At 69.7% G+C, this 20,313-nt stretch carries 14 protein-coding genes and 1 pseudogene; 5 read left to right on the top strand and 10 right to left on the bottom strand.

Annotated features, from left to right (window positions below):
* Position 1 precedes the first annotated feature (1 nt).
* Both CJ022_RS02405 and otsA read left to right on the top strand, forming a co-directional pair.
* Positions 2-1,757, top strand: a pseudogene (locus CJ022_RS02405) (glycoside hydrolase family 15 protein).
* The gene (gene otsA / locus CJ022_RS02400) at positions 1,754-3,139 is read left to right on the top strand and encodes an alpha,alpha-trehalose-phosphate synthase (UDP-forming) (protein ID WP_101925112.1); all 1,386 of its coding nucleotides are present in this window, start codon (positions 1,754-1,756) and stop codon (positions 3,137-3,139) included. Before CJ022_RS02405 ends, otsA begins: the two are co-directional and overlap by 4 nt.
* 179 nt (positions 3,140-3,318) lie before the next feature.
* Here the strand turns inward: otsA and gloA are convergent, their stop codons facing one another.
* From gloA to CJ022_RS02375, 5 genes are all read right to left on the bottom strand, one after another.
* Positions 3,319-3,849, bottom strand: coding sequence for a lactoylglutathione lyase (gene gloA, locus CJ022_RS02395; protein ID WP_101925111.1), 531 nt, complete (start codon positions 3,847-3,849; stop codon positions 3,319-3,321).
* Positions 3,850-3,943: 94 nt separating this feature from the next.
* Positions 3,944-4,474 carry a DUF4166 domain-containing protein gene (locus CJ022_RS02390; protein WP_101925110.1) on the bottom strand — a complete coding sequence of 177 codons (531 nt, stop codon included), beginning with the start codon at positions 4,472-4,474 and terminating at the stop codon, positions 3,944-3,946.
* A gap of 46 nt (positions 4,475-4,520) precedes the next feature.
* Positions 4,521-6,143 carry a SulP family inorganic anion transporter gene (locus tag CJ022_RS02385; protein WP_101925109.1) on the bottom strand — a complete coding sequence of 541 codons (1,623 nt, stop codon included), beginning with the start codon at positions 6,141-6,143 and terminating at the stop codon, positions 4,521-4,523.
* A gap of 265 nt (positions 6,144-6,408) precedes the next feature.
* Positions 6,409-8,544: a TonB-dependent receptor gene (locus CJ022_RS02380; RefSeq protein WP_101925108.1), complete on the bottom strand. Its 2,136-nt coding sequence runs from the start codon at positions 8,542-8,544 to the stop codon at positions 6,409-6,411.
* A gap of 39 nt (positions 8,545-8,583) precedes the next feature.
* Complete coding sequence (locus CJ022_RS02375; RefSeq protein ID WP_101925107.1) at positions 8,584-9,075, bottom strand: DUF3574 domain-containing protein; 492 nt, start codon at positions 9,073-9,075, stop codon at positions 8,584-8,586.
* Between the two features lie 240 nt (positions 9,076-9,315).
* On the opposite strand from CJ022_RS02375, the gene CJ022_RS02370 reads away from it, so the two are divergent.
* Both CJ022_RS02370 and CJ022_RS02365 read left to right on the top strand, forming a co-directional pair.
* On the top strand, positions 9,316-11,661 hold the full coding sequence (locus CJ022_RS02370; RefSeq protein WP_101925106.1) for a TonB-dependent receptor plug domain-containing protein: 2,346 nt from the start codon (positions 9,316-9,318) through the stop codon (positions 11,659-11,661).
* A 223-nt stretch (positions 11,662-11,884) separates the two neighbouring features.
* Positions 11,885-13,444 (top strand): sodium:solute symporter family transporter, encoded by a 1,560-nt coding sequence (locus CJ022_RS02365; RefSeq protein ID WP_101925105.1) that lies wholly within the window; start codon positions 11,885-11,887, stop codon positions 13,442-13,444.
* Between the two features lie 10 nt (positions 13,445-13,454).
* Here CJ022_RS02365 and pgeF read toward each other — a convergent pair whose 3' ends face one another.
* On the bottom strand, positions 13,455-14,216 hold the full coding sequence (gene pgeF, locus CJ022_RS02360; protein WP_101925104.1) for a peptidoglycan editing factor PgeF: 762 nt from the start codon (positions 14,214-14,216) through the stop codon (positions 13,455-13,457).
* Positions 14,213-15,202, bottom strand: a complete 990-nt coding sequence (gene rluD / locus CJ022_RS02355) for a 23S rRNA pseudouridine(1911/1915/1917) synthase RluD (protein WP_101925103.1) — start codon at positions 15,200-15,202, stop codon at positions 14,213-14,215. Before rluD ends, pgeF begins: the two co-directional genes overlap by 4 nt.
* A 90-nt stretch (positions 15,203-15,292) precedes the next feature.
* On the opposite strand from rluD, the gene CJ022_RS02350 reads away from it, so the two are divergent.
* A complete protein-coding gene (locus CJ022_RS02350) occupies positions 15,293-16,153 on the top strand; it encodes an outer membrane protein assembly factor BamD (RefSeq protein WP_101925102.1) in 861 nt (286 codons plus the stop codon).
* 551 nt (positions 16,154-16,704) lie between these two features.
* Here CJ022_RS02350 and CJ022_RS02345 read toward each other — a convergent pair.
* The 3 genes from CJ022_RS02345 to CJ022_RS02335 all read right to left on the bottom strand — a co-directional run bounded on the left by CJ022_RS02345 (position 16,705) and on the right by CJ022_RS02335 (position 20,103).
* Positions 16,705-17,499, bottom strand: a complete 795-nt coding sequence (locus tag CJ022_RS02345) for a vitamin K epoxide reductase family protein (RefSeq protein WP_199171413.1) — start codon at positions 17,497-17,499, stop codon at positions 16,705-16,707.
* Positions 17,500-17,750: 251 nt separating this feature from the next.
* Positions 17,751-19,415, bottom strand: coding sequence for an NAD+ synthase (locus tag CJ022_RS02340; RefSeq protein ID WP_101925100.1), 1,665 nt, complete (start codon positions 19,413-19,415; stop codon positions 17,751-17,753).
* A 268-nt stretch (positions 19,416-19,683) separates the two neighbouring features.
* On the bottom strand, positions 19,684-20,103 hold the full coding sequence (locus CJ022_RS02335) for an endonuclease domain-containing protein (protein WP_101925099.1): 420 nt from the start codon (positions 20,101-20,103) through the stop codon (positions 19,684-19,686).
* Between the last annotated feature and the right edge of the window lie 210 nt (positions 20,104-20,313).

Raw genomic sequence — 20,313 nt, 5'->3', positions numbered from 1 at the left:
CATGTCCCAGCCGCTCGCCCCCAGCCTGAACCTCGGCCTCGTCGGCAACGGCAGTTTCGGTGCGCTGTTCGATGCCCAGGCGCGTCTGGTTTGGTCCTGCCTGCCGGCATTCGACGGCGATCCCGCGTTCTGCGCCCTGCTGTCGCCGAAGCAAGGCCACGGCGACTGGGCGATCGAACTCGACGACCTCGACCGCAGCGAGCAGCACTACCTCGAGAACACCGCGATCCTGCGCACCGTGCTGCACGACCGCCACGGCGGCGCGATCGAGATCACCGACTTCGCGCCGCGCTGGCGCCAGCACGGCCGCTTCTACCGGCCGGTGATGCTGGCCCGCCGCGTGCGGCTGCTGTCGGGCAGCCCGCGCATCCGCGTACTGCTGCGCCCGTTGGCCGACTGGGGCGCACGCGCGCCCGAGACCACCTGGGGCAGCAACCACGACCACCGACATGCCGGTGCGCGCACTGCGCGAAGGCCTGTCGTTCGTGCTGGATCGCGACCTGCATTTCATCCTCGGCCCCGATGAAACCCTGACCCAGCCGATCGACACCTTCGTCCGCGAGGCGCTGCACCAGACCACGGGTTACTGGCGCGAATGGGTGCGCTACCTGTCGATCCCGCTGGACTTCCAGGAGGCGGTGATCCGCAGCGCGATCACGCTGAAGCTGTGCCAGTACGAGGAGAGCGGCGGCATCATCGCCGCGATGACGACATCGATCCCGGAAGCCGCCGACACCGAGCGCAACTGGGATTACCGCTACTGCTGGATGCGCGATTCCGCGTTCGTCGTGCGCGCGCTCAACCGCCTCGGCGCGACGCGCACGATGGAGGAATACATCCGCTACATCTTCAACCTGACGGTCAGCGACGACGGCGACATGCAGCCGCTGTACGGCATCGGCTTCGAGCACGAACTGACCGAGGAAACGATGCCCGCCCTCGACGGCTATCGCGGCATGGGCCCGGTGCGTCGCGGCAACCTCGCCTGGGTGCAGCGCCAGCACGACACCTACGGCAGCGTCGTGCTCGCGTCCACGCAGCTGTTCTTCGACCGGCGCCTGGAGCACCGTGGCGACCGCGCGACATTCGCCAAGCTCGAACCGCTGGGCGAACTCGCCTGGAAGCTCCACGACCAGCCCGATGCGGGCCTGTGGGAATTCCGCGGCAAGGCGCACGTGCACACCTATTCGGCCGTGATGTGCTGGGCGGCCTGCGACCGGCTCGGCAAGATCGCCACCCAACTGGACCTCGAGGCGCGCGCGTCCTACTGGCGCGACCGCGCGACCGCGATCCGTGCGCGGATCATGGACGAGGCCTGGAACGACGAACTCGGCACCTTCGCCGATGCCTTCGGCGGCGACCGCCTCGATGCGTCGCTGCTGCTGCTCGCCGACCTCGGCTTCGTGGCGCCGGACGACCCGCGCTTCGTCGGCACCGTCGAGGCGATCGGCAAGGCGCTGCGGCATGGCGACGGCCTGTTCCGCTACGTCACGCCGGATGACTTCGGCACGCCCGAGACCAGCTTCACGATCTGCACGTTCTGGTACATCGACGCGCTGGCGTCGATCGGCCGCGGCGACGAAGCGCGCCAGCTGTTCGAGACCTTGCTCTCGCGCCGCAACCACCTGGGCCTGCTGTCGGAAGACCTCGCCTTCGAGGACGGCGAGCCCTGGGGCAATTTCCCGCAGACGTATTCGCACGTCGGCCTGATCATGGCGGCGATGCGGCTGTCGCGTCCGTGGCAGGACGCCGGATGAGCCGGCTCGTCGTCGTCTCGAACCGGGTCGCGCTGCCGGGTTCGAACCAGAACGGTGGCCTCGCGGTCGCGCTCGATGCGGCGCTGCGCGACAGCGGCGGCCTGTGGTTCGGCTGGAGCGGCAAGGTCGCGCGCGCGCACTCGGGCGAAGTGCACGAGCAGCACCACGACGGCATCGACTACGTCACCGTCGACCTGTCGCGCGAGGACTACGAGGGCTATTACAACGGCTTCTCCAACCGCACGCTGTGGCCGCTGCTGCACTTCCGCCTGGACCTCGTCGACTACAACGCCGGCACGCAGGCGGCCTACCGCGGGGTCAACACGCTGTTCGCCGAGAAGCTGGCGAAGCGGCTGCGCGACGACGACATCGTCTGGGTCCACGACTACCACCTGCTGCCGCTGGCGCAGGAGCTGCGCAAGCGCGGCGTCCGCGCCCGCATCGGCTTCTTCCTGCACGTGCCGTTTCCGTCAGCGGACATCGTCGCCGGCCTGCCGAACCACGAGAAGACCTTCGGCGCGCTGGCGGCCTACGATCTCGTCGGCTTCCAGACCGAGCGCGACCTCGAGCGGTTCCAGGACTACATGCGCCTGTTCGGCGGGGGCCAGGTCAAGGGCCGCGGCGAAGTGCGCAGCCACGACGGACGCCAGGTCCGCGCCGAGGCGTTCCCGATCGGTATCGATGCCGCATCGATGGAATCGCTGGCGCAGAGCGCGGTGCGCATCCCGTCGATCAAGCGCATGCAGGCGAGCCTCAACGGTCGCATGCTGGCGATCGGCGTCGACCGCCTGGACTACTCGAAAGGCCTGCCCGAGCGGTTCCGCGGATTCGAGCGCTTTCTCGAAAAACACACCGACCTGCAGGACAAGGTGACCTACCTGCAGATCGCGCCGGTGTCGCGCGGCGGCGTCGCCAGCTACCGCGCGTTGCGCCGCGAACTCGAACAGTTCGCCGGCCACATCAACGGCGGCCACGCGCATCCCGACTGGACCCCGGTGCGCTACGTCAACCGCACGTATCCGCACGCGACGCTGACCGGGCTCTACCGGCTGGCGCGCATCGGCCTGGTGACGCCGTTGCGCGACGGCATGAACCTCGTCGCCAAGGAATACGTGGCCGCGCAGGATCCCGACGATCCGGGCGCGCTGGTGCTGTCGATCTTCGCCGGCGCGGCGCGCGAACTCGACGGGGCCCTGCTGATCAATCCCTTCGACCGGGACGGCGTCGCCGATGCGATCGCGGCCGCGGTGAAGATGCCGGTCGAAGAGCGCCGCGAACGCTGGCAGTCGATGATCACGCGGCTGCGTGACTACGACATCCATGCCTGGCGGCGCGACTTCCTCGACCAGCTGGGTGCGGTGCCGCGGCGCGAGGCGGACTGAAGAACAGCCGGGCGGCACGCACCGGCGCGCGTTCCCTCGCGAACAACCCGGAAGGCATCACTTCTGGCGCCTGAGGCGGCCGCGCGCGACGCCCTCACCCCATCATCTGCTCCGCAGGCGGGCCTCCCCTCTCCCGCGAGCGGGAGAGGGACGCAGGCGTTCGCCGCCGGCCGTAGACGTCACAACGGCGTGGGCTGGATGATCTCGACCCAGTAGCCGTCCGGATCCTTGATGAAGGCGATCGACTTCATCGTGCCTTCGCTGAGGCGCTTCTGGAACGGCACGCCCAGTGCTTCGAACCGGGCGCAGGCGGCCTGCACGTCCGGCACGCTGACACACAGATGGCCGAAGCCGCGCGGATCGCTGTTGCCGTCGTGATAGACCGGGCCGGACTCGGTTTCGGTGCCGTGGTTGTGGGTCAGCTCCAGCACGCCGCGCTGGCGCGCCAGCCACGCCTTGCGCGTCGCATCGTCGTCCGGGATGACGGCATCGTCGTCGACCAGCACGAGGAACAGCAGCGAGAACTTCGCCTGCTCGAAATCGACCTTGCGCACCAGGGTGAAGCCGAGCACGCGGGTGTAGAAGTCCAGCGACGCGGTCGGATCCTTGACCCGCAGCATCGTGTGGTTGAAGACGAAATCGCGGGTCGCGGCGTCGCGCGCGGCGACCCCGGGGACCGAAGCGAGTTCGGCGCGGGTCAATGCAGTCATCGGAGACTCCAGCAGATGTGGGGGCCGGCGATTATCGCAGGCGCCGCCGGACCGACCGCGTGATGCGTGCGCATGCGCCGCCTCGCGGCGGAGATCACCCGGGCCGCAGCCAGCCTTCGTAGCGGACCAGCGGACCGATCAGCGGCAACGCGGCCTCGACCTGGAACTCGTAGCGTTCGTCGTGTTCGCGCTCGCGGCAGCGCACCCGCGCGAACAGCGCGTTCGGCAGCGGCACGACGCCCAGCAGCCGCGCGCCGACCACGTTCCAGAAGATCTGCCCGTCCCAGGTGTGCAGCACGAAGCGCAACTGCAGTGGCCCGAGGCGCTCGCGCAGCTCGCCGTCGTGATGGCGCAGGCGCGAGCGCATCTTCTGCGTGCCGAACGTCCGCAACCAGACCTCGCCGGTCGCGCCGCTGACGATGTCGACAGTGATCGGCGCGTCCGCCATCGCACGCGGCAGGCCGGCGACCCGGCCGCACAGCCGCGACAGCAGGCCGGTGCCGCGCACGACGGTGACGCGGCCGGCGTAGCGGGCCTCGCCACGGGTCGAATGCAGGGCGCGCACGGCATCGGGCAGCCGGAAGAACGGGGCGCCCAGCAGGGTCTGGAACAGGGTCGGCGTCATCGGGACTTCGGCAGCGCGCTGGAGCGGCGCGCAGCATAGCGCTTCGTCATCCGGGCGTGTGCGACGGCGGTCCGCCGAAGGCGTCGCGCTGCAGCGACAGCAGGCCCAGCACCAGCGCGAGCACGGCGTAGGCGCCGGCGAACTGGAACGCGATCGCCTGCCGCAATCCGTCGAGCTGCCAGGGCACGAGCAACGCACCGGTCGGATGCACCGAATGGATGACGCCGAACAGGGTCAGCACCGCGGCGATGACCAGCGTCGCCACCGCCTTGCGCGGCTGCTGGTCGACCAGCGCGACCAGCGCCGTCGACCACAGCATCGCGGTGATGATGAAGCCGTTGCCGAGCACGACGATCGCCGCGAGTTCCGGCAGGCCGCGGCCGTCGACCTGCGCGTAGAGCGCCGCGAAACGCGCCGGATCGATCCACGCCGGATTGCCGAACTTGATGTTGAGCAGATAGGCGATCGCCGGCAGGAACGCCAGCGCCACCGCGATCGCATGCTCGCGCTTCGTGCTGTGGAAGGCCTGTACGGCGATGTCGATACCGACGAAGACGATGATCGGCGCCAGCACCGCGACCGGCAGCCACTGCACCAGCCCCGAGACCAGGCCGAGCATGCCGCCGATGCCGATGAACACCCCCGTCAGCAGCGTGTAACCGCTGCGCGCGCCCATGTGCTTGTACGCGGGCTGGCCGATATAGGGCGTGGTCTGGGCGACGCCGCCGCAGACGCCGGCCACCAGCGTCGATGCCGCCTCGACCAGCAGCACGTCGCGCGTGCGGTAGTCGTCGCCCGCGGCGCGCGCGCTTTCGCTGACGTTGATGCCGCCCACGACCATCAACAGGCCGAACGGCAGCAGCAGCGACAGGTACGGCAGCGTGGCCGGCAGGCCGTCGATGAAGCCCAGCGTCGGCCACGGGAACGCCGGGGCCGGCCACGTGGCGACCGGCAGTGCGAAGCCGGTCAGCGCGCCCGACAGGCCGAGGCCGTAATACAGCGCGATGCCGACCAGCAGCGCGAACAGCACGCCCGGCAGGCCGAACGGCACGCGGCCACGTGCGACCAGCACGTACAGCAGCAGGCCCAGCGTCACCAGGCCGACGACCGGCGAGCGCAGCGTTTCGATCAGCGGCAGGAAGCCGAGCAGCAGCAGCGCCGCGCCGCCGATCGAGCCGAGCAGCGCCGCGCGCGGCACCACGCGCGTGATCCAGTCGCCGGCGAAGGACAGCACCAGCTTCAGCAGGCCCATGACCACCAGCGAGGCCATGCCCAGCTGCCACACCGCCAGGCCCGCCGCCTGCGGATCCAGGCCCTGCTGGCGGAACCCCGCGAACGCGGGTCCCAGCACCAGCAGCGCCATGCCGATGCTGGTCGGCGCGTCGAGGCCGAGCGGCATCGCGGTGACGTCGTCGCGGCCGGTGCGCTGCGCCAGGCGCCGCGCCATCGCCGTATACGCGAGGTTGCCGAGCAGCACGCCGAACGCGGTGCCCGGGAACATCCGCCCGAAGACGATGTCGGCCGGCACACCGAAGATGCCGATCAACGCCGCGGCGATGAAGCCGAGAATCGACAGGTTGTCGACGACGAGGCCGAAGAAGCCGTTGAGGTCGCCGGCGACGAACCAGCGGGGCGAGGCGTTGACGGTCTGCTGCGGGGACGAAGCCATCGGAATCCTTGGAACCGTGTTGAACCCTGGCCCGTCACGCCGGCCAAGGCCGGACGCCGGTGCCCCTGATAGCGCGATGCGACGGCACGCCGCGGGAGCGTGCGGACATCGCGGCACGACCGGCACTCCGTGCCGTCGACGCCTGCCTCCGGTCTACGCCGGAACGGAACGGCCTGGTGTCGAAGGCCCCGCGACCGCGGGCGCCGCCGCGCGGAGGACGCGGCCTCATTCCCGCGACCCCATCACGCCGACCGGCGCATGCCCCTCAGAACTTCGCGGTGAACTCCACGCCCCAGGTCCGCGGCTCGTTGATGAAGCCGGTCAGGTTGTTGAAGTCGATGCCGCCGACGATGCGCGTGGAATCGGTGATGTTGCGGCCGAACACGGCGAGGTCGTAGTTGCCCTGGTTCCAGTTGGTGCCGATGCGCAGGCCGCCTTCGGTCGACGCGCGCCCGCGGAATTCAGGCGATTCGTACAGGAAGAAATTGACCTGGCCGCGGTACGCCCAGTCGGTGTAGACGTAGAACTCGGCGTCGTCGCCGACCGGCACGCCCCAGCGCGCGGTGAGGTTGTGGATCCACTTCGGCGCCTGCGGCAGCGAATTGCCGTCGACCAGGGCGAAGGTCTGGCCGTTGATGACCGTCGTCGGATCGGTGACCGTGCAGCCGCCGCCGCAGATCGCGACGGCGAGGTTCGGATCGCGGATCTCGGTGTCGTTGTAGCTCGAACCGACCGTCACCAGCAGCGAATCCGTGACCCAGGCCTGCAGGTCGAGCTCGGCGCCCTGGCCGAAGGATTCGTCGGCATTGAGCAGGATCGCCTGGTTGGTCGCGCCGCCCACGGCGATCAGCTGCTGGCCGTCGACGTCGTAGCGGAACACGTTGAAGCCGACGCGCGCGCGACGGTCCCACAGGTCGGCCTTGACGCCGATCTCATAGGAAATCACTTCTTCCGAATCCGCGACCGAGATGCCGCCGAAGGCGAGGCGCCCCTGGATCGACGGCGCGCGGAAGCCCTTGGCGACGCGACCGTAGACGTTGACGTCGTCGCTGACCGCGTACACCGCGCTCGCGTCCCAGCTGACGTCGTTGACGTCGGTGGTCTCGAAGAACGGGCCGCCGACCGGCGTGCCGAACGGCACCGCCTGCAGCACGCTGGCGCTGAAGTCCTTCTCGTCCTGGGTGTAGCGCAGGCCGCCGCGCAGCGTGAGCCTATCACCGACGTCGTATTCGCCCGAGGCGAACACCGCCCACGCGGTGTTGCGCTGCTGCTGCACGGCGTGGCCGGTCTGCGGATTGCCGGGCGCGAGGGAGTCGTAGTTGAGGCTGTCGACGGTCAGGTCTTCCTTGAACCAGAACGCGCCGGCCTGCCAGTTGAAGGGGCCGTCGAGGTTCGACTCCAGGCGCAGCTCCTGGGTGATCTGCTTGTGCTCGGGAATACCGTCGGCGGATTCGGACGCGAACGGGATCAGGCCCGGCCCGGAATCGGGCAGGAATACCGCGCCGTAGCCGCCGTCGATGTCGCCGCGGTTCAACGATTCCAGCGTCTCGTAGCCGGTGATCGAGTACAGGCTGAGATCGCCGAAATCCCAGCGCAGGCGGGCGCTGCCGCCCCAGGTTTCGAGGTCGGAGAAGTTGACGCCGTCGAGCGACACCGCGTCGCGATCGAACCCGGGCGTGAAGCGGTTGCTGCCCGGCTCGACGATGTTGGCGCGGAACAGGCGTGCGGTGCCGTTGAGGTCGCGCCGGTGCAGGTTGAACAGGCCTTCGAATGCGTCGCCCTCGTAGAGGAACTGCACGCGCGCGGCGGATTCGTCGTAGCCCTCGAAGCCGTCGTTGGGCGCATCGGCCAGGGTGTTGCGCACCCAGTCGTCGCGACGCTGGTACAGCGCCGACACGCGCGCCGACCAGCGTTCGCTGAGCGCGCCGCCGACCGCGCCCTCGAAGTTCCACATGTTGTCGCTGCCGTAGGCCAGCCGGCCGTAGCCCTCGAAGTCCTGGCTCGGGCGCACCGAATCGAACTTCACCACGCCCGCCGGCGTATTGCGGCCGAACAGCGTGCCCTGCGGGCCGCGCAGCACTTCGACACGGGCGATGTCGAACACCGGGAAGCCCTTCAGCAGCGGGTTCTCCAGCACCACGTCGTCATAGATCAGCGACACCGGCTGCGAGGCGTTGAGATCGAAATCGGTATTGCCGAGGCCGCGGATGTAGAACCGCGGGAACGCGCGGCCGTAGCTCGATTCGATGTTGAGGCTGGGCACGCGCGCCGACAGGAAGCGGATGTCGGTGCCGCCGCTGCCGAGCACGCCGAGCTTCTCGGCATCGAGCGCCGTGATCGACACCGGCACGTCCTGGATGTTCTCGACCCGGCGCTGCGCGGTGACTTCGACCGCATCCAGCCGGGCCCTCGACGGCTGGAGAAGGGAAAGAGCGCTGGTTCAGAACGACACGTCGGCGTGCAACTGCGAGCGCAGCACCGACAGATGCCCGGTTTCCTGCTTCCAGGCGACGCGGATCGCCTCGATCGCCGCGGCCTGCGCGGGCGTATCGGGATGATGCACCACCAGTTCCTTGGAGCGCAGCCGTGACGGCACCGTGGCGCCCGGCGGCAGCCACTGGCCGTAGACATCGAGCACGCTCAGGCCGTCCGGAAACCGCGGCGTGACCTCGCGGTCGAGGAAGTCGAGCCAGCGTCGCTCGGCGGCGGCGGCGTCTTCGGGCGAGGCGTCCCACTGGCCGGTCGCGAAATACAGCTCGGTCCGCACCCAGCCCTTGCCCTCGGCCGGGCGTCCGGCATCGCCGTGATAGGCGGCGGTGGCGGCCGGCGCGGTCGGCGTCACCCCCGCCACCGGAGTGCCCGCGCACGCGGCCAGGCACAGCGTCGCCAGCAACGGCGGCAGGAGGCGGACATCGGCGACACGAAGGGCCATCGGGACTTCCTGGAGTACATCGGCCCGCCATCGTAGGGAGCCGCAGGGCCGGAAATTGTTGCGCTGCCGCAACACTGTATCGCTTTATGCGGATGGACGCATCGATCACGTTCTGCGACTAATGCCGGCCGGCCCGCGCGGCCGGGCGTCGCCGGCATCGGACTCCGCACGCACCTCCCCCCGGTTCCGCCGGCGGAGTCCGATGCCGTGCGACGACTCTCCGTCCGCACAGGAACCCCCATGCCGCCCGCACTCCGCCATTCGACCGCGCCGCTCGCCGCGGCCATCGCCCTCGCCCTGGGGGCGCCCGCCTTCGCGCAGTCCGCGCCGGACGACGGCGCCACCCGTCTCGATGCGGTGATCGTCACCGGGACCCGCGCGACCGACCGCACGGTGCTCGAATCGACGTCGCCGATCGACGTGCTGAGCCAGGACGACCTGCGCAAGGCCGGCGCGGTCAACGGCGAACTCGGCAGTGCGCTGCAGGCGCTGCTGCCCTCGTTCAATCTCCCGCGCCAGTCGAACTCCGGCGGCGCCGATCACATCCGTGCCGCGCAGCTGCGCGGCCTGTCGCCGGACCAGGTGCTGGTGCTGGTCAACGGCAAGCGCCGGCACGTGTCGTCGCTGGTGACCACGGGCTCGAAGGTCGGCCGCGGCACGACGCCGGTCGACTTCAACGCGATCCCGCTCAGCGCGATCCAGCGCATCGAAGTGCTGCGCGACGGCGCGGGCGCGCAGTACGGCGCCGATGCGGTGGCAGGCGTCATCAACATCATCCTCGACAGCGAAGGCGACGGCGGCGCGATCGAGGCGAGCTACGGCGCGCACCACACGACACTCGAGCCGATCGATCGCACCCTCACCGACGGCCAGAGCGCGTCGCTCGCAGCCAAGGTCGGCACCGCGCTCGGCGACGACGGTTTCCTGCGCGTCGGCCTGGAATACAAGGCGCTGTCGCCGACCAACCGCGCCGGCTTCGACCGGATTCCGCCGTGGGACCAGACCCCGCGCAATCTCGAACTGCAGGGGCAGGGCACGTACAACCAGCGCGACACCGAAGGCGCGAACTACTTCCGCTATCCCGATGGGGAAGCGAACTGGCTGGAGGTGTATCCGAACGGGTTCCGTCCGGTGTCGATCGGCGAGAACCTCGATGTCGCCGGCGTCGCCGGTGTGCGCACGCAGTGGGGCGACTGGGATATCGACGCGAGCCTCAACCACGGCCGCAACGCATTCACCTATCGCCTGCGCGATTCGATCAATGCCTCGCTCGGCCCGTCCAGCCCGACGCGCTTCAAGACCGGCGACTACGCATTCGACCAGACGCTGGCCAACGTCGACGTCAGCCGCCTGTTCGCGCGTGGCGACAACCTGCACACCTTCGCCACAGGCGTGGAATTCCGCGTCGAGCACTACGAGACCGGCGCCGGTGATCCGGCGAGCTACGCGGCCGGTCCGTTCACCGATCGCCCGACCGGTTCGCAGGCCGGCGGTGGCCTGACGCCGCAGGACGAAGCCGACCTCGACCGCGATGTCGCCAGCGTCTACGCCAGCGTGTCGAGCAGCTTCGGCGAGAAGCTCAGCACCGACGCCGCGGTGCGCTACGAGCACTACGACGACTTCGGCGGCGAAGTCACCGGCAAGCTCGCCGCGCGCTACGAATTCGTGCCGGCGTTCGCGCTGCGCGGCGCGCTGTCGAAGAATTTCCGCGCGCCGTCGCTCGGCCAGATCGGCTTTGAATCCACCGGCACCGGCTACAACGCCGCCGGCCAGCTGATCCAGAGCCGCCTGCTGTCGGTCAACAATCCGATCGCCCTCGCGCTCGGCGCGACCGACCTCACGCCCGAACAGTCGATCAACGCCAGCCTCGGTTTCACCAGCCGCGTCGGCGAAAACTTCGATTTCTCGCTGGACCTGTTCCAGATCGACATCGACGACCGCGTCGCGCTGTCGGAAGCGATCACCAGCGATGCGCTGACCGACTTCATCGACGCCGAATTCGGCGTGCCGGGCGTGCAGAGCGTCAGCTTCTTCACCAACGCCGCCGACACGCGCACGCGCGGCGCCGAGGCCGTCGCCAACTGGCGCCATCCGCTGGCAGGCGGCGAGCTGCGGCTCACCGGCACCTGGAGCTACGCCGACACCGAGATCACGCGCGTCGTCGCGACGCCGGCCGCGCTGTCGGCGGTGGTGCCGGACGCGGTGCTGTTCGGCGTCGAGGAGAGCAACACCCTGACCGACGCTGCGCCGCGCACGCGCTCCGCGTTCACCGGCAACTGGAACGACGACCGCTGGAACCTGCTGGCCCGCGTGACCCGCCACGGCAGCACCAGGCGTGTCTTCAACTTCGGCGGCGGTTTCGAGCCCGAGCAGGTCTATGGCGCGAAGTGGCAGCTCGACGCCGAAGCCGAAGTGCAGCTGGGTACCGCGTGGTCGCTCGCGATCGGCGGACTGAACCTGACCGACGAATACGCCGACCTGTCGAACGAGGACATCTACTACTACGGCAACCTGCCCTACGACGTGCTGTCGGGCATCGGCAGCAGCGGCGCGTACTACTACACGCGGGTGCGTTACCGCTTCTGATCCGGCGCGCACGCCGGCACCGCACGACAACGATGCGGCCGCCGGCGTTGCAGGACACGAGCGCATGCGGCGCGGCGGGATCGCAGCCGCAGCGTCGTTCCCGTGCGGGACGCGCGCGCCGCGAGCGGGCGATCGCAGCGCCGCCGCCGCGCCGCGCGTTTGCATCGCCGTGCATGCCTGTGTTTCCGTGTAGCGCTTCGTCCGGAACACGCACTGCGGGGCAATGGGGCAACTCACGACGATCGATTACGCCGTCATCGCGGCGTATTTCGTGCTGACGGCCATCATCGGCTTCTCCGCGACCCGGCGCCGCGCGAGTTCGGACGAGCTGTTCCTGGCCGGCCGCTCGCTCGGCCCGATCGCGATCGGCGTGTCGCTGTTCGCGTCCAACATCTCGTCCGATACGCTGATCGGACTGCCCGGCGCGGCCTACAGCACCGGCATTTCGGCGGCGAACTACGAATGGATGGCCGGCCTGGTGCTGGTCTTCACCGCGATCTTCGTGCTGCCCGTGCTGCTGCGCACGCGCGTGTCGACGATGCCCGAACTGATGGGGCGCCGCTTCGATTCGCGGATGCGCAAGTACCTGTCGATCGTCACGCTGTTCCTGTCGCTGGTGCTCGACACGGCGGGCACGCTCTATGCCGGCGGCCTGATCGTCACGACCTTCGTGCCGGACCTCGAAATGTGGTCGGTGTGCCTTGGCATCGCGCTGTTCACCGCGCTCTACACCGCCTGCGGCGGCCTGCGCGCCGCGGTCTACACCGATCTGCTGCAGGCCGCCGTGCTGCTCGCCGGCGCGGCGATGCTGACGGTCATCGTCTTCGGCAAGTTCGACTACAGCTGGGGCAATGTCGTCGCCCAGGTCGATCCGGCCAAGTTGTCGCTGATCCGCCCGCTCGACGATCCCGGCCTGCCGTGGCTGGGCCTGATCACCGGCGTGCCGATCGTCGGTTTCTACTACTGGACCATGAACCAGTACGTGATCCAGCGCGTGCTGGCGGCGCGCGACATCGACGCCGCGAGTCGCGGCGCGGTGATCGCGGCCATGCTGAAGCTGCTGCCGATCTTCCTGATGACGATTCCCGGCGCGATGGCGACCGTGCTGCTCCCGGACCTGGCGCATCCCGACCAGGCGTTCCCGGCGATGGTGACCACGTTCGCGCCGATCGGCCTCGCCGGCCTGATCGTCGCGGGTCTGATCGCCGCGCTGATGTCGACGATCTCCTCGACCCTCAATTCCTCGGCGACGCTGCTGACGCTCGACTTCGTGCAACCCGCGCGCCCGCACTGGACGCCGCAACAGCTGGCCTGGACCGGGCGCGTCGCCACGGTCTGCATCGCCCTGCTCGCCGCGGCGTGGGCGCCGATGATCCAGCACTTCTCCGGCCTCTGGGCCTATCTGCAGCAGGTGTTCGCGTTCGTGGCCTCGCCGCTGGTCGCGACCTTCCTGATGGGCCTGTGGGTGCCGCGCCTCGGCGCCTCGGCCGCTTTGCGCGGCCTGGCCTGCGGCCACGGGCTGAGCGCGCTGCTGTTCGTGCTCTACGAGACCGTCGGTCTGGGCATCCACTTCAGCATCGTCGGCGGCGTGCTGTTCGCCGCCACCGCCCTGTTCACCACGTTCTGGATGTGGCGCCTCGCCGCGCGCGATGCCCCCGGCCACGAGGCGGCCGTGATCCTCGAAACCGCGCGGCCCGGCGTGGCGCATCTGCCGCGCGACGTGGTGGTCGGCATCGCCCAGGTGCTGACGCTGACCGCGACCATCCTGGTGGTGTTGCGCTGACCGGTACCGGCTAGCGCTCGATCCATGCCAGCGTCGCGAGCCGGCCGGTCCTCGCGTCGCGACGATGGGAGAAGAACGCCTCGGGCTCGCGGATCGTGCAGCGCTCGCCGCCGTGGATCGCCGTCGGGTCCATGCCCGCCGCCGCCAGGCGGCGTCGCGCCAGCGCGTAGAGATCCACCCGCCAATGGCCGGGCCGCGTTGGTGCGAAGGCCGCGACGGCATCGGGATCGTCGGCCGTGCACGCGTCGAAGACCTCGCGCCCGATCTCGTAGGCCTGCGCCCCCGCCGCGGGACCGAACCAGGCGATCAGGGCATCGCTCGACGCCGTCATCCCCGCGACCGTGCGCTCCAGAACGCCCGCGGCCAGGCCGCGCCAACCTGCATGGGCGGCGGCGATCTCGCTCCCGTCGCGCGCGGCGAAGACGACCGGCAGGCAGTCCGCGGTGAGGATCGCCAGCACGACGCCGGGCACCGAGGTCACGGACGCGTCGGCTTCGACCGGCACGGCGTCGGGCCGTGCCGGCGCCGCGAACCGCTGTACGCCGGTGCCGTGCACCTGGCGGAGCCAGTGCGCCGGCGCCGGCAGCGCGGCGATCTCGACCAGCGCCGCCCGGTTGGCCACGACGTTCGCCGGTGCATCGCCATCGGGACCGGTATTGCCGAAGTTGAAACGATCGAACGGCGGCGGCGACACGCCGGCGCCGTGTCGCAGGGTCGTCAGCGCATGCACGCCCGGCGGCGCGGGCCAGTCGGCGTGCAGCAGCGCGCTCACCGGCGCGCGTGGTCCGCGTGCTCGGCGCTGTCGCGACGCAGCGTGCCGAGCAGCGCCTGCATGTCGGCGGGCAGCGGGGCGGTGCAGCGGACCGGCTCACCGGTGACCGGATGGCGGAACTCGAGCGTCTCGGCGTGCAGCGCCTGGCGCTTGAAGCCACGCAGCGTCGCGATCAGTTCGTCCGATGCGCCCTTGGGCAGCTTCAGCGCACCGCCGTACATCGGATCGCCGAGGATCGGATGCCGCAGATGCATCATGTGCACGCGGATCTGGTGCGTGCGGCCGGTCTCGAGCCGGCACTCCAGCGCGGTGTGCGCACGGAAGCGCTCGCGCAGGCGGTAATGGGTGACCGCGTCGCGGCCATCCTCGCGCACGGTCATGCGCAGGCGGTCACGGGGATGGCGGTCGATCGGCGCATCGGCGGTACCGCCGGACACCAGCGCGCCGAGCACCACCGCGACGTACTGGCGATGCACGTCGCGCGCCGACAGCTGCGCGACCAGCGAGGTGTGCGCTTCGAGCGTGCGGGCCACGACCATGACGCCGGACGTGTCCTTGTCCAGCCGGTGCACGATGCCCGCGCGCGGCAGGGTCGACAGCGAGGGATCGCGGAACAGCAGCGCATTGACCAGGGTGCCGTCCGGATTGCCGGCGCCGGGATGCACGACCAGCCCGGCGGGCTTGTCGATGACGAACACCGCCTCGTCCTCGTACAGCACCGACAGCGGGATGTCCTGTGGCTCGGCGCTGGTCTGGGTGTCGAGCACCACGTTGAGCTGGATGGTCTCGCCACCGACCACGGCATCGCGCGGACGCGGCTGGCGCCCGTCGAGCAGGACCTCGCCGGATTTGATCCAGGACGTCAGCTTGGAGCGCGAGAACTGGGGGAAGAGTTCCGCCAGCACGACGTCGAAACGACGCCCGGCGGAGGCGTCCGGAACGGTCGCGACGCGGTTGTCGGCGAGGTCTGGCAGGTCATGGGTCATTCGGGACGGCTCGGGTTCAGGCGTGGGAAGCGGGTTGCTGGCCCGGACTGGTATTATCGGCCCTTCGTGCCCAGAACGCCCACCGCCCCCATGACCCATCGCCATTCCTTGCCGCGCCGCGTCCTGCTCGTGCTGTTGCTGGTCGCCCTGGTGACCTCCGGTTGTGCGCGCATGCGCGGTGCGACGAAGGACGACGCCAACGAGGGCGTGCCCGCCGTCGAGCTCTACGACAAGGGCCACGACTCGATGCGGATGGGCAACTGGAGCAACGCTGCGAACACGTTCCGTCGCCTGGTCGCCCAGTACCCGTACGGTCCGTACACCGAGCAGGCGCTGATCGAAACCGCGTACGCCAACTACAAGATGGGCAACAACGAGGAAGCGATCTCCGGCATCGACCGCTTCATCCGCACCTATCCGACCCACGCCAACATCCCCTACATGTACTACCTGCGCGGCCTGACCAATTCCAGCCGCGACACGGTGTTCCTGCAGCGCGTATGGAGCCTGGACGCGAGCCGCCGCGACCTGGCGTCGCCGAACCAGGCGTACTCCGACTTCCGCACCGTGACCGACCGCTATCCGAACAGCCGCTACGCCGCCGAGGCGCGCCAGCGCATGGTCGCGCTGCGCAACATGTTCGCGCGCCACGAGATCGAGACCGGCCTGTACTACCTGCGGCGCGAGGCCTACGTCGCCGCCGCCGAGCGCGCGACCTACCTGCTGGAGACGTATCCGCAGAGCGAATACCAGAACGACGCCGTCGCCCTGCTCGCTTCGGCGTATACCGCGCTCGGCAACGAGACCCTCGCGACCGACGCCCGCCGGGTGCTGGCGCAGAACGAGCCCGACCATCCGTATCTCGCCGGCGACTGGCCGAACGAACCCTGGATGGTCCGTCGCCTGAACCCGTTCGCGACCGAGCGGACCGCGATCGACAATACCGACTGATCGCAGGCCCGGATCGTCTGGAAACGCCGCCCACCGGGCGGCGTTTTCGTTTGCGGCATCGTGCGTGGAGAACGTCGACGTGGGAGGCGATCACGTCTTGCGCGCCGGCAGCCTGCAAAAACTTCCTTGCAGTAGCACGCTCGCGCGCGACAGGACGTCCCGGCACACGCGAAGCGAGCGCCGCCGCGGTGCTCGCTCGCGCCATGCTGGCGAGATAGGCCAGAGGCAATCGACAGCCGGCGCTGCGCGCGCCACGCTCGCGACGGGCCGCGCAGGCCCGCACCAGAATCCTCCGGGAACTTCGCTGCGGCCCGGCTTACCGCGATACACGGCCGTGGTGCGCTGGCACCGCGGTCGCGCGCGAGCGCACTCCTGCAGGGGATCTCAAAGCGCCGTGCGTCACGCCGCCATTCGTTGCAAAAGACCGGGCGTCTCGAACAGCTGTTGCGGTAACGACACTCTCGCGCGGGAGACGCGTCATCCCGCAGTGGCGTCGCGGATCTTCGGCGTGCGCAATCTCTCCGGCGTCGAATCGGCAACCCGCGTCCGCCTCACCGCGCCGTGGCGTCCCAATCGAACCCGCTGAGCTCGGCGATCCGCTCGGGTTCCAGCACCTCGCTGAAATGCTCGCCGTTGATGACCCACGTCGGATACGCGTTGATGCCGGCACTGGAGCATTCGAACGCGGTCGCGCCGTTGCGGCCGTTCGGGGCGCATTCGATGTAGGGCAGCCGGTCGGCGGACGGCCCGAACAGACGCAGCTGGCGCCGGCAGTTGGTGCACCACGAGGCGCCGTAGTACTGCACGCCGGTGTCGTTGAGATGCTGGACCAGAGCGACGACGCGCGGCGACTCCGGCCGCTGCAGCAGGCCCGCGGCCGAGACGTGCAACGCGGCGACCACGCCGACGACGAGCAGCGCGTTGCCGACGTGCCAGGGCCGCCGCGCGACGCCCGGCGCGTTGGTCGGCCGGCGCAGGCTCAGCAGCACGAACAGCGCACTGATGATGAGCAGCGACGCGACGCACCAGATGCACCACGCCTGCAGGGCCAGCGCGCCGGCCAGGGTGAGATAGACGCTGACCGCCACGCCGAGCAGCGACAGGCGCCACATCCGCCGCCAGCCCGCGAGCGCAGTGCCGCTGCGCCACGCGGTGAACGCCAGCACCGCGTAGAGGCCGAATCCCCACAGCGCGACCGGTACGCCGAGGAACAGCGACCACGCGCTGTCCTGGACCACGTCGCAGCCGCTGCCCGCGCTGCAGAACGCCGCTTCGCCGCGGGTGCCCGCGAGCAGCGTCAGATAGCCGGTGACCAGCATGCCGAGCACCGCGAGCACGAAGGGCACGCGTGCAGCCGGGCCGCGCCTGCGCGGCGCCCGACGCGCCGCAGGCTGCCCGTCGCGTGGACCGGCGGCAGCCGCGGCCGCGCGCTGCCGGGAAGATTTCGCTTTGCGTGCCATGTCGTACCTGATCTCGTGAGCAACCGGCGGCCATCATGCCGAAAGCGGCTGCCATGCACACCCGTCGCGCCGGCGGCGAGCCAACGCGGCGTCGGCGCGGGGCGCCGCGGATCCGCGACGCCACGCGTCCCGGGGCGTCAGCCGGGATAGCGGTTGCTGATCGGATAACGCCGTTCGCGACCGAACGCGCGCCGCGAGATCTTCGGTCCGGGCGCGGCCTGGTGGCGCTTCCATTCGTTGACCCGCACCAGGCGCAGCATGCGGTCGACGACCTGGGCATCGAATCCGGCCGCGACGATCTCGTCGCGCGATTCCTCCTGGTCGACGAAGCGCCGCAGGATGCCGTCGAGCACGTCGTAGGGCGGCAGCGAATCCTGGTCGAGCTGGTTCGCGCGCAGTTCCGCCGACGGCGGTCGGCTGATGACCGCCGGCGGGATCACGCCGCCCGAGGCGCCCGGCGGCACGCCGCCGACGGTGTTGCGCCACTTCGCCAGGCCGAAGACCTCGGTCTTGTAGAGATCCTTGATCGGCGCGTAGCCGCCGCACATGTCGCCGTAGATCGTCGCGTAGCCGACCGCGTACTCGCTCTTGTTGCCGGTCGTCAGCAGCAGGCCACCGTGCTTGTTCGACAGCGCCATCATGATCGCGCCGCGGGTGCGCGACTGCAGGTTCTCTTCGGCGGTGTCGGACGCCGTGCCCGCGAAGGCCTCGGCCAGCGTGTCGAGAAAGCCCTGGAACGGCGCTTCGATCGGGATCGTCAGCATGCGCACCCCGAGGGATTCGCACTGGACGGCGGCGAGATCGTTGCTGAGGTCCGCGGTGTAGCGCGAAGGCATGCGCACCGCGGTGACGTTGTCGGCGCCCAGCGCATCGACCGCCATCGCCAGTACCACGGACGAGTCGATACCGCCCGACAGGCCGACCCAGGTCTTGCTGAAGCCGTTCTTGCGGCAGTAGTCGCGTACGCCGCGCACGACCGCCCGCCATGCCAGCGCGTCCATGCTCTCGTCGCCGTCGTCGACCCACACCAGCGGTGCGAACCTGCGCGACGCGACGTCGTAGTCGACCACCAGCCACTGGTCGTCGAATGCGACCGCGGCCGGGTGCACGGTGCCGTCGGCATCGGCGACGACCGAGGCGCCGTCGAACACCAGCGCGTCCTGCCCGCCGACGACGTTGACGTAGGCCAGCGCGACGTTGTTCTCGCGGGTGCGCTCGGCCAGCAGCGCGTCGCGCTGGCGGTGCTTGCCGCGCTCGTAGGGCGACGCGTTGGGCACGAGGACGAGCTCGGCGCCTTCCCGGGCGGTGTCGTGCAGCGGCTCGGGAAACCACAGGTCCTCGCAGATCACCAGGCCGACCGGCACGCCCTTGACGTCGAAGACGCACGAGCCGCCGTCGGGATCGACATGGAAATAGCGGCGCTCGTCGAACACGTTGTAGTTCGGCAGCTCGCGCTTGCGGTAGGTGCGCTCGACCTTGCCGTCGCGCAGCACGCTGGCCGAGTTGTACAGCACGCTGCCGGCGGACTCCGGCCAGCCAACGATCGCGACGATGCCGCGCACGTCCTTGGCCACCTGCATTAGCGCGGTCTCACAATCGATGAGGAAGGCCGGCCGCATCAACAGGTCCTCCGGCGGGTAGCCACTGATGGCCAGTTCCGGGAAGACGACGATATCGGCGGCGTATTCGTCGCGCGCCTCGACGATCATCGCGGCGATGCGCTCGGCGTTCGAGTCGACCGCGCCGACCGGGAAATCGAACTGCGCGAGCGCGATGCGAAGGGAACGTGTGGGATCGGTCATCGGCGTCGCCGGTTCCTTGCAGGATGCGGTGGGGGCGCACATCCGACGCCAGGCGACCGGGCGTGCGCCTGCATTATTCCAGAACGGGGCGCGGTGCAGCGGTGGGCTGCTCCCGCAATACCAAGGTGCCGTGTGGAAGCGCCCGCGCGCGATCTGTCCGCCACCATCGACCACTTCACCGCTGGCGCCGGCGGTCGAAAACTGGGAAAACGCCCTCACTCAAGCCCATCTCCCGTAGGCGCGAGAAGGACGTGAGCCGCGCACCTCGTCAGAGATCCAGCGGGGCCTGGGAAGCCGCTCTCCCGCAGGCGGAACCGGGCGCTCTCGGGGTAGAGGGGCTGCGGTGAGGGCGCCCGTCCTGAAGCGCCGCGTGGATCACCTCCAGCACCTGCTCCGTTCGCACCAGTACGTCGTGGTTCCAGACCCGCAACACGCGCAGGCCGCGGCGCTCCAGGAAGCGCGTTCGGGCCGCGTCGAGCTGCGCACTGTGCTGGCTGCCGTCGATCTCGATGACCAGGCGCGCGTCGACGCTGAGGAAATCCACGACGAACGGACCCACGGGTGCCTGCCGCCGGAATTCCACCTCGGCCGGCAGTCTGTTGCGCAAGTGATACCAGAGCAGGCGCTCGGCATCGGTCATGTCCTGTCGCAATGCACGCGCGACCTGCTGCTTGGCCTGATTGCGCATCCGTGCGCTCCGGTCCTGCCGTGCTTCCGAGCTTGCGCAGGTCTGTGGGCGGATGCGCTCGGAGAACGTCCTTGGCTTCCGTCACCGAATGCCGCAGAGAGCGCCCTCCCCCCAACCCCTCTACCCCGAGGGGCTGGGGTGAGGGCGCATTTCGCTCACAGCCCAAGGCCCCAGCGTCCCACTTCGGAACACCTCGAAAACCGAAAACGA

The organism is Luteimonas rhizosphaerae, from assembly GCF_002849595.1.
GTDB lineage: Bacteria > Pseudomonadota > Gammaproteobacteria > Xanthomonadales > Xanthomonadaceae > Luteimonas > Luteimonas cellulosilyticus.
The sequence above is the reverse complement of the archived record's forward strand: the minus strand, read 5'-3'. Positions and strand labels throughout refer to the sequence as shown.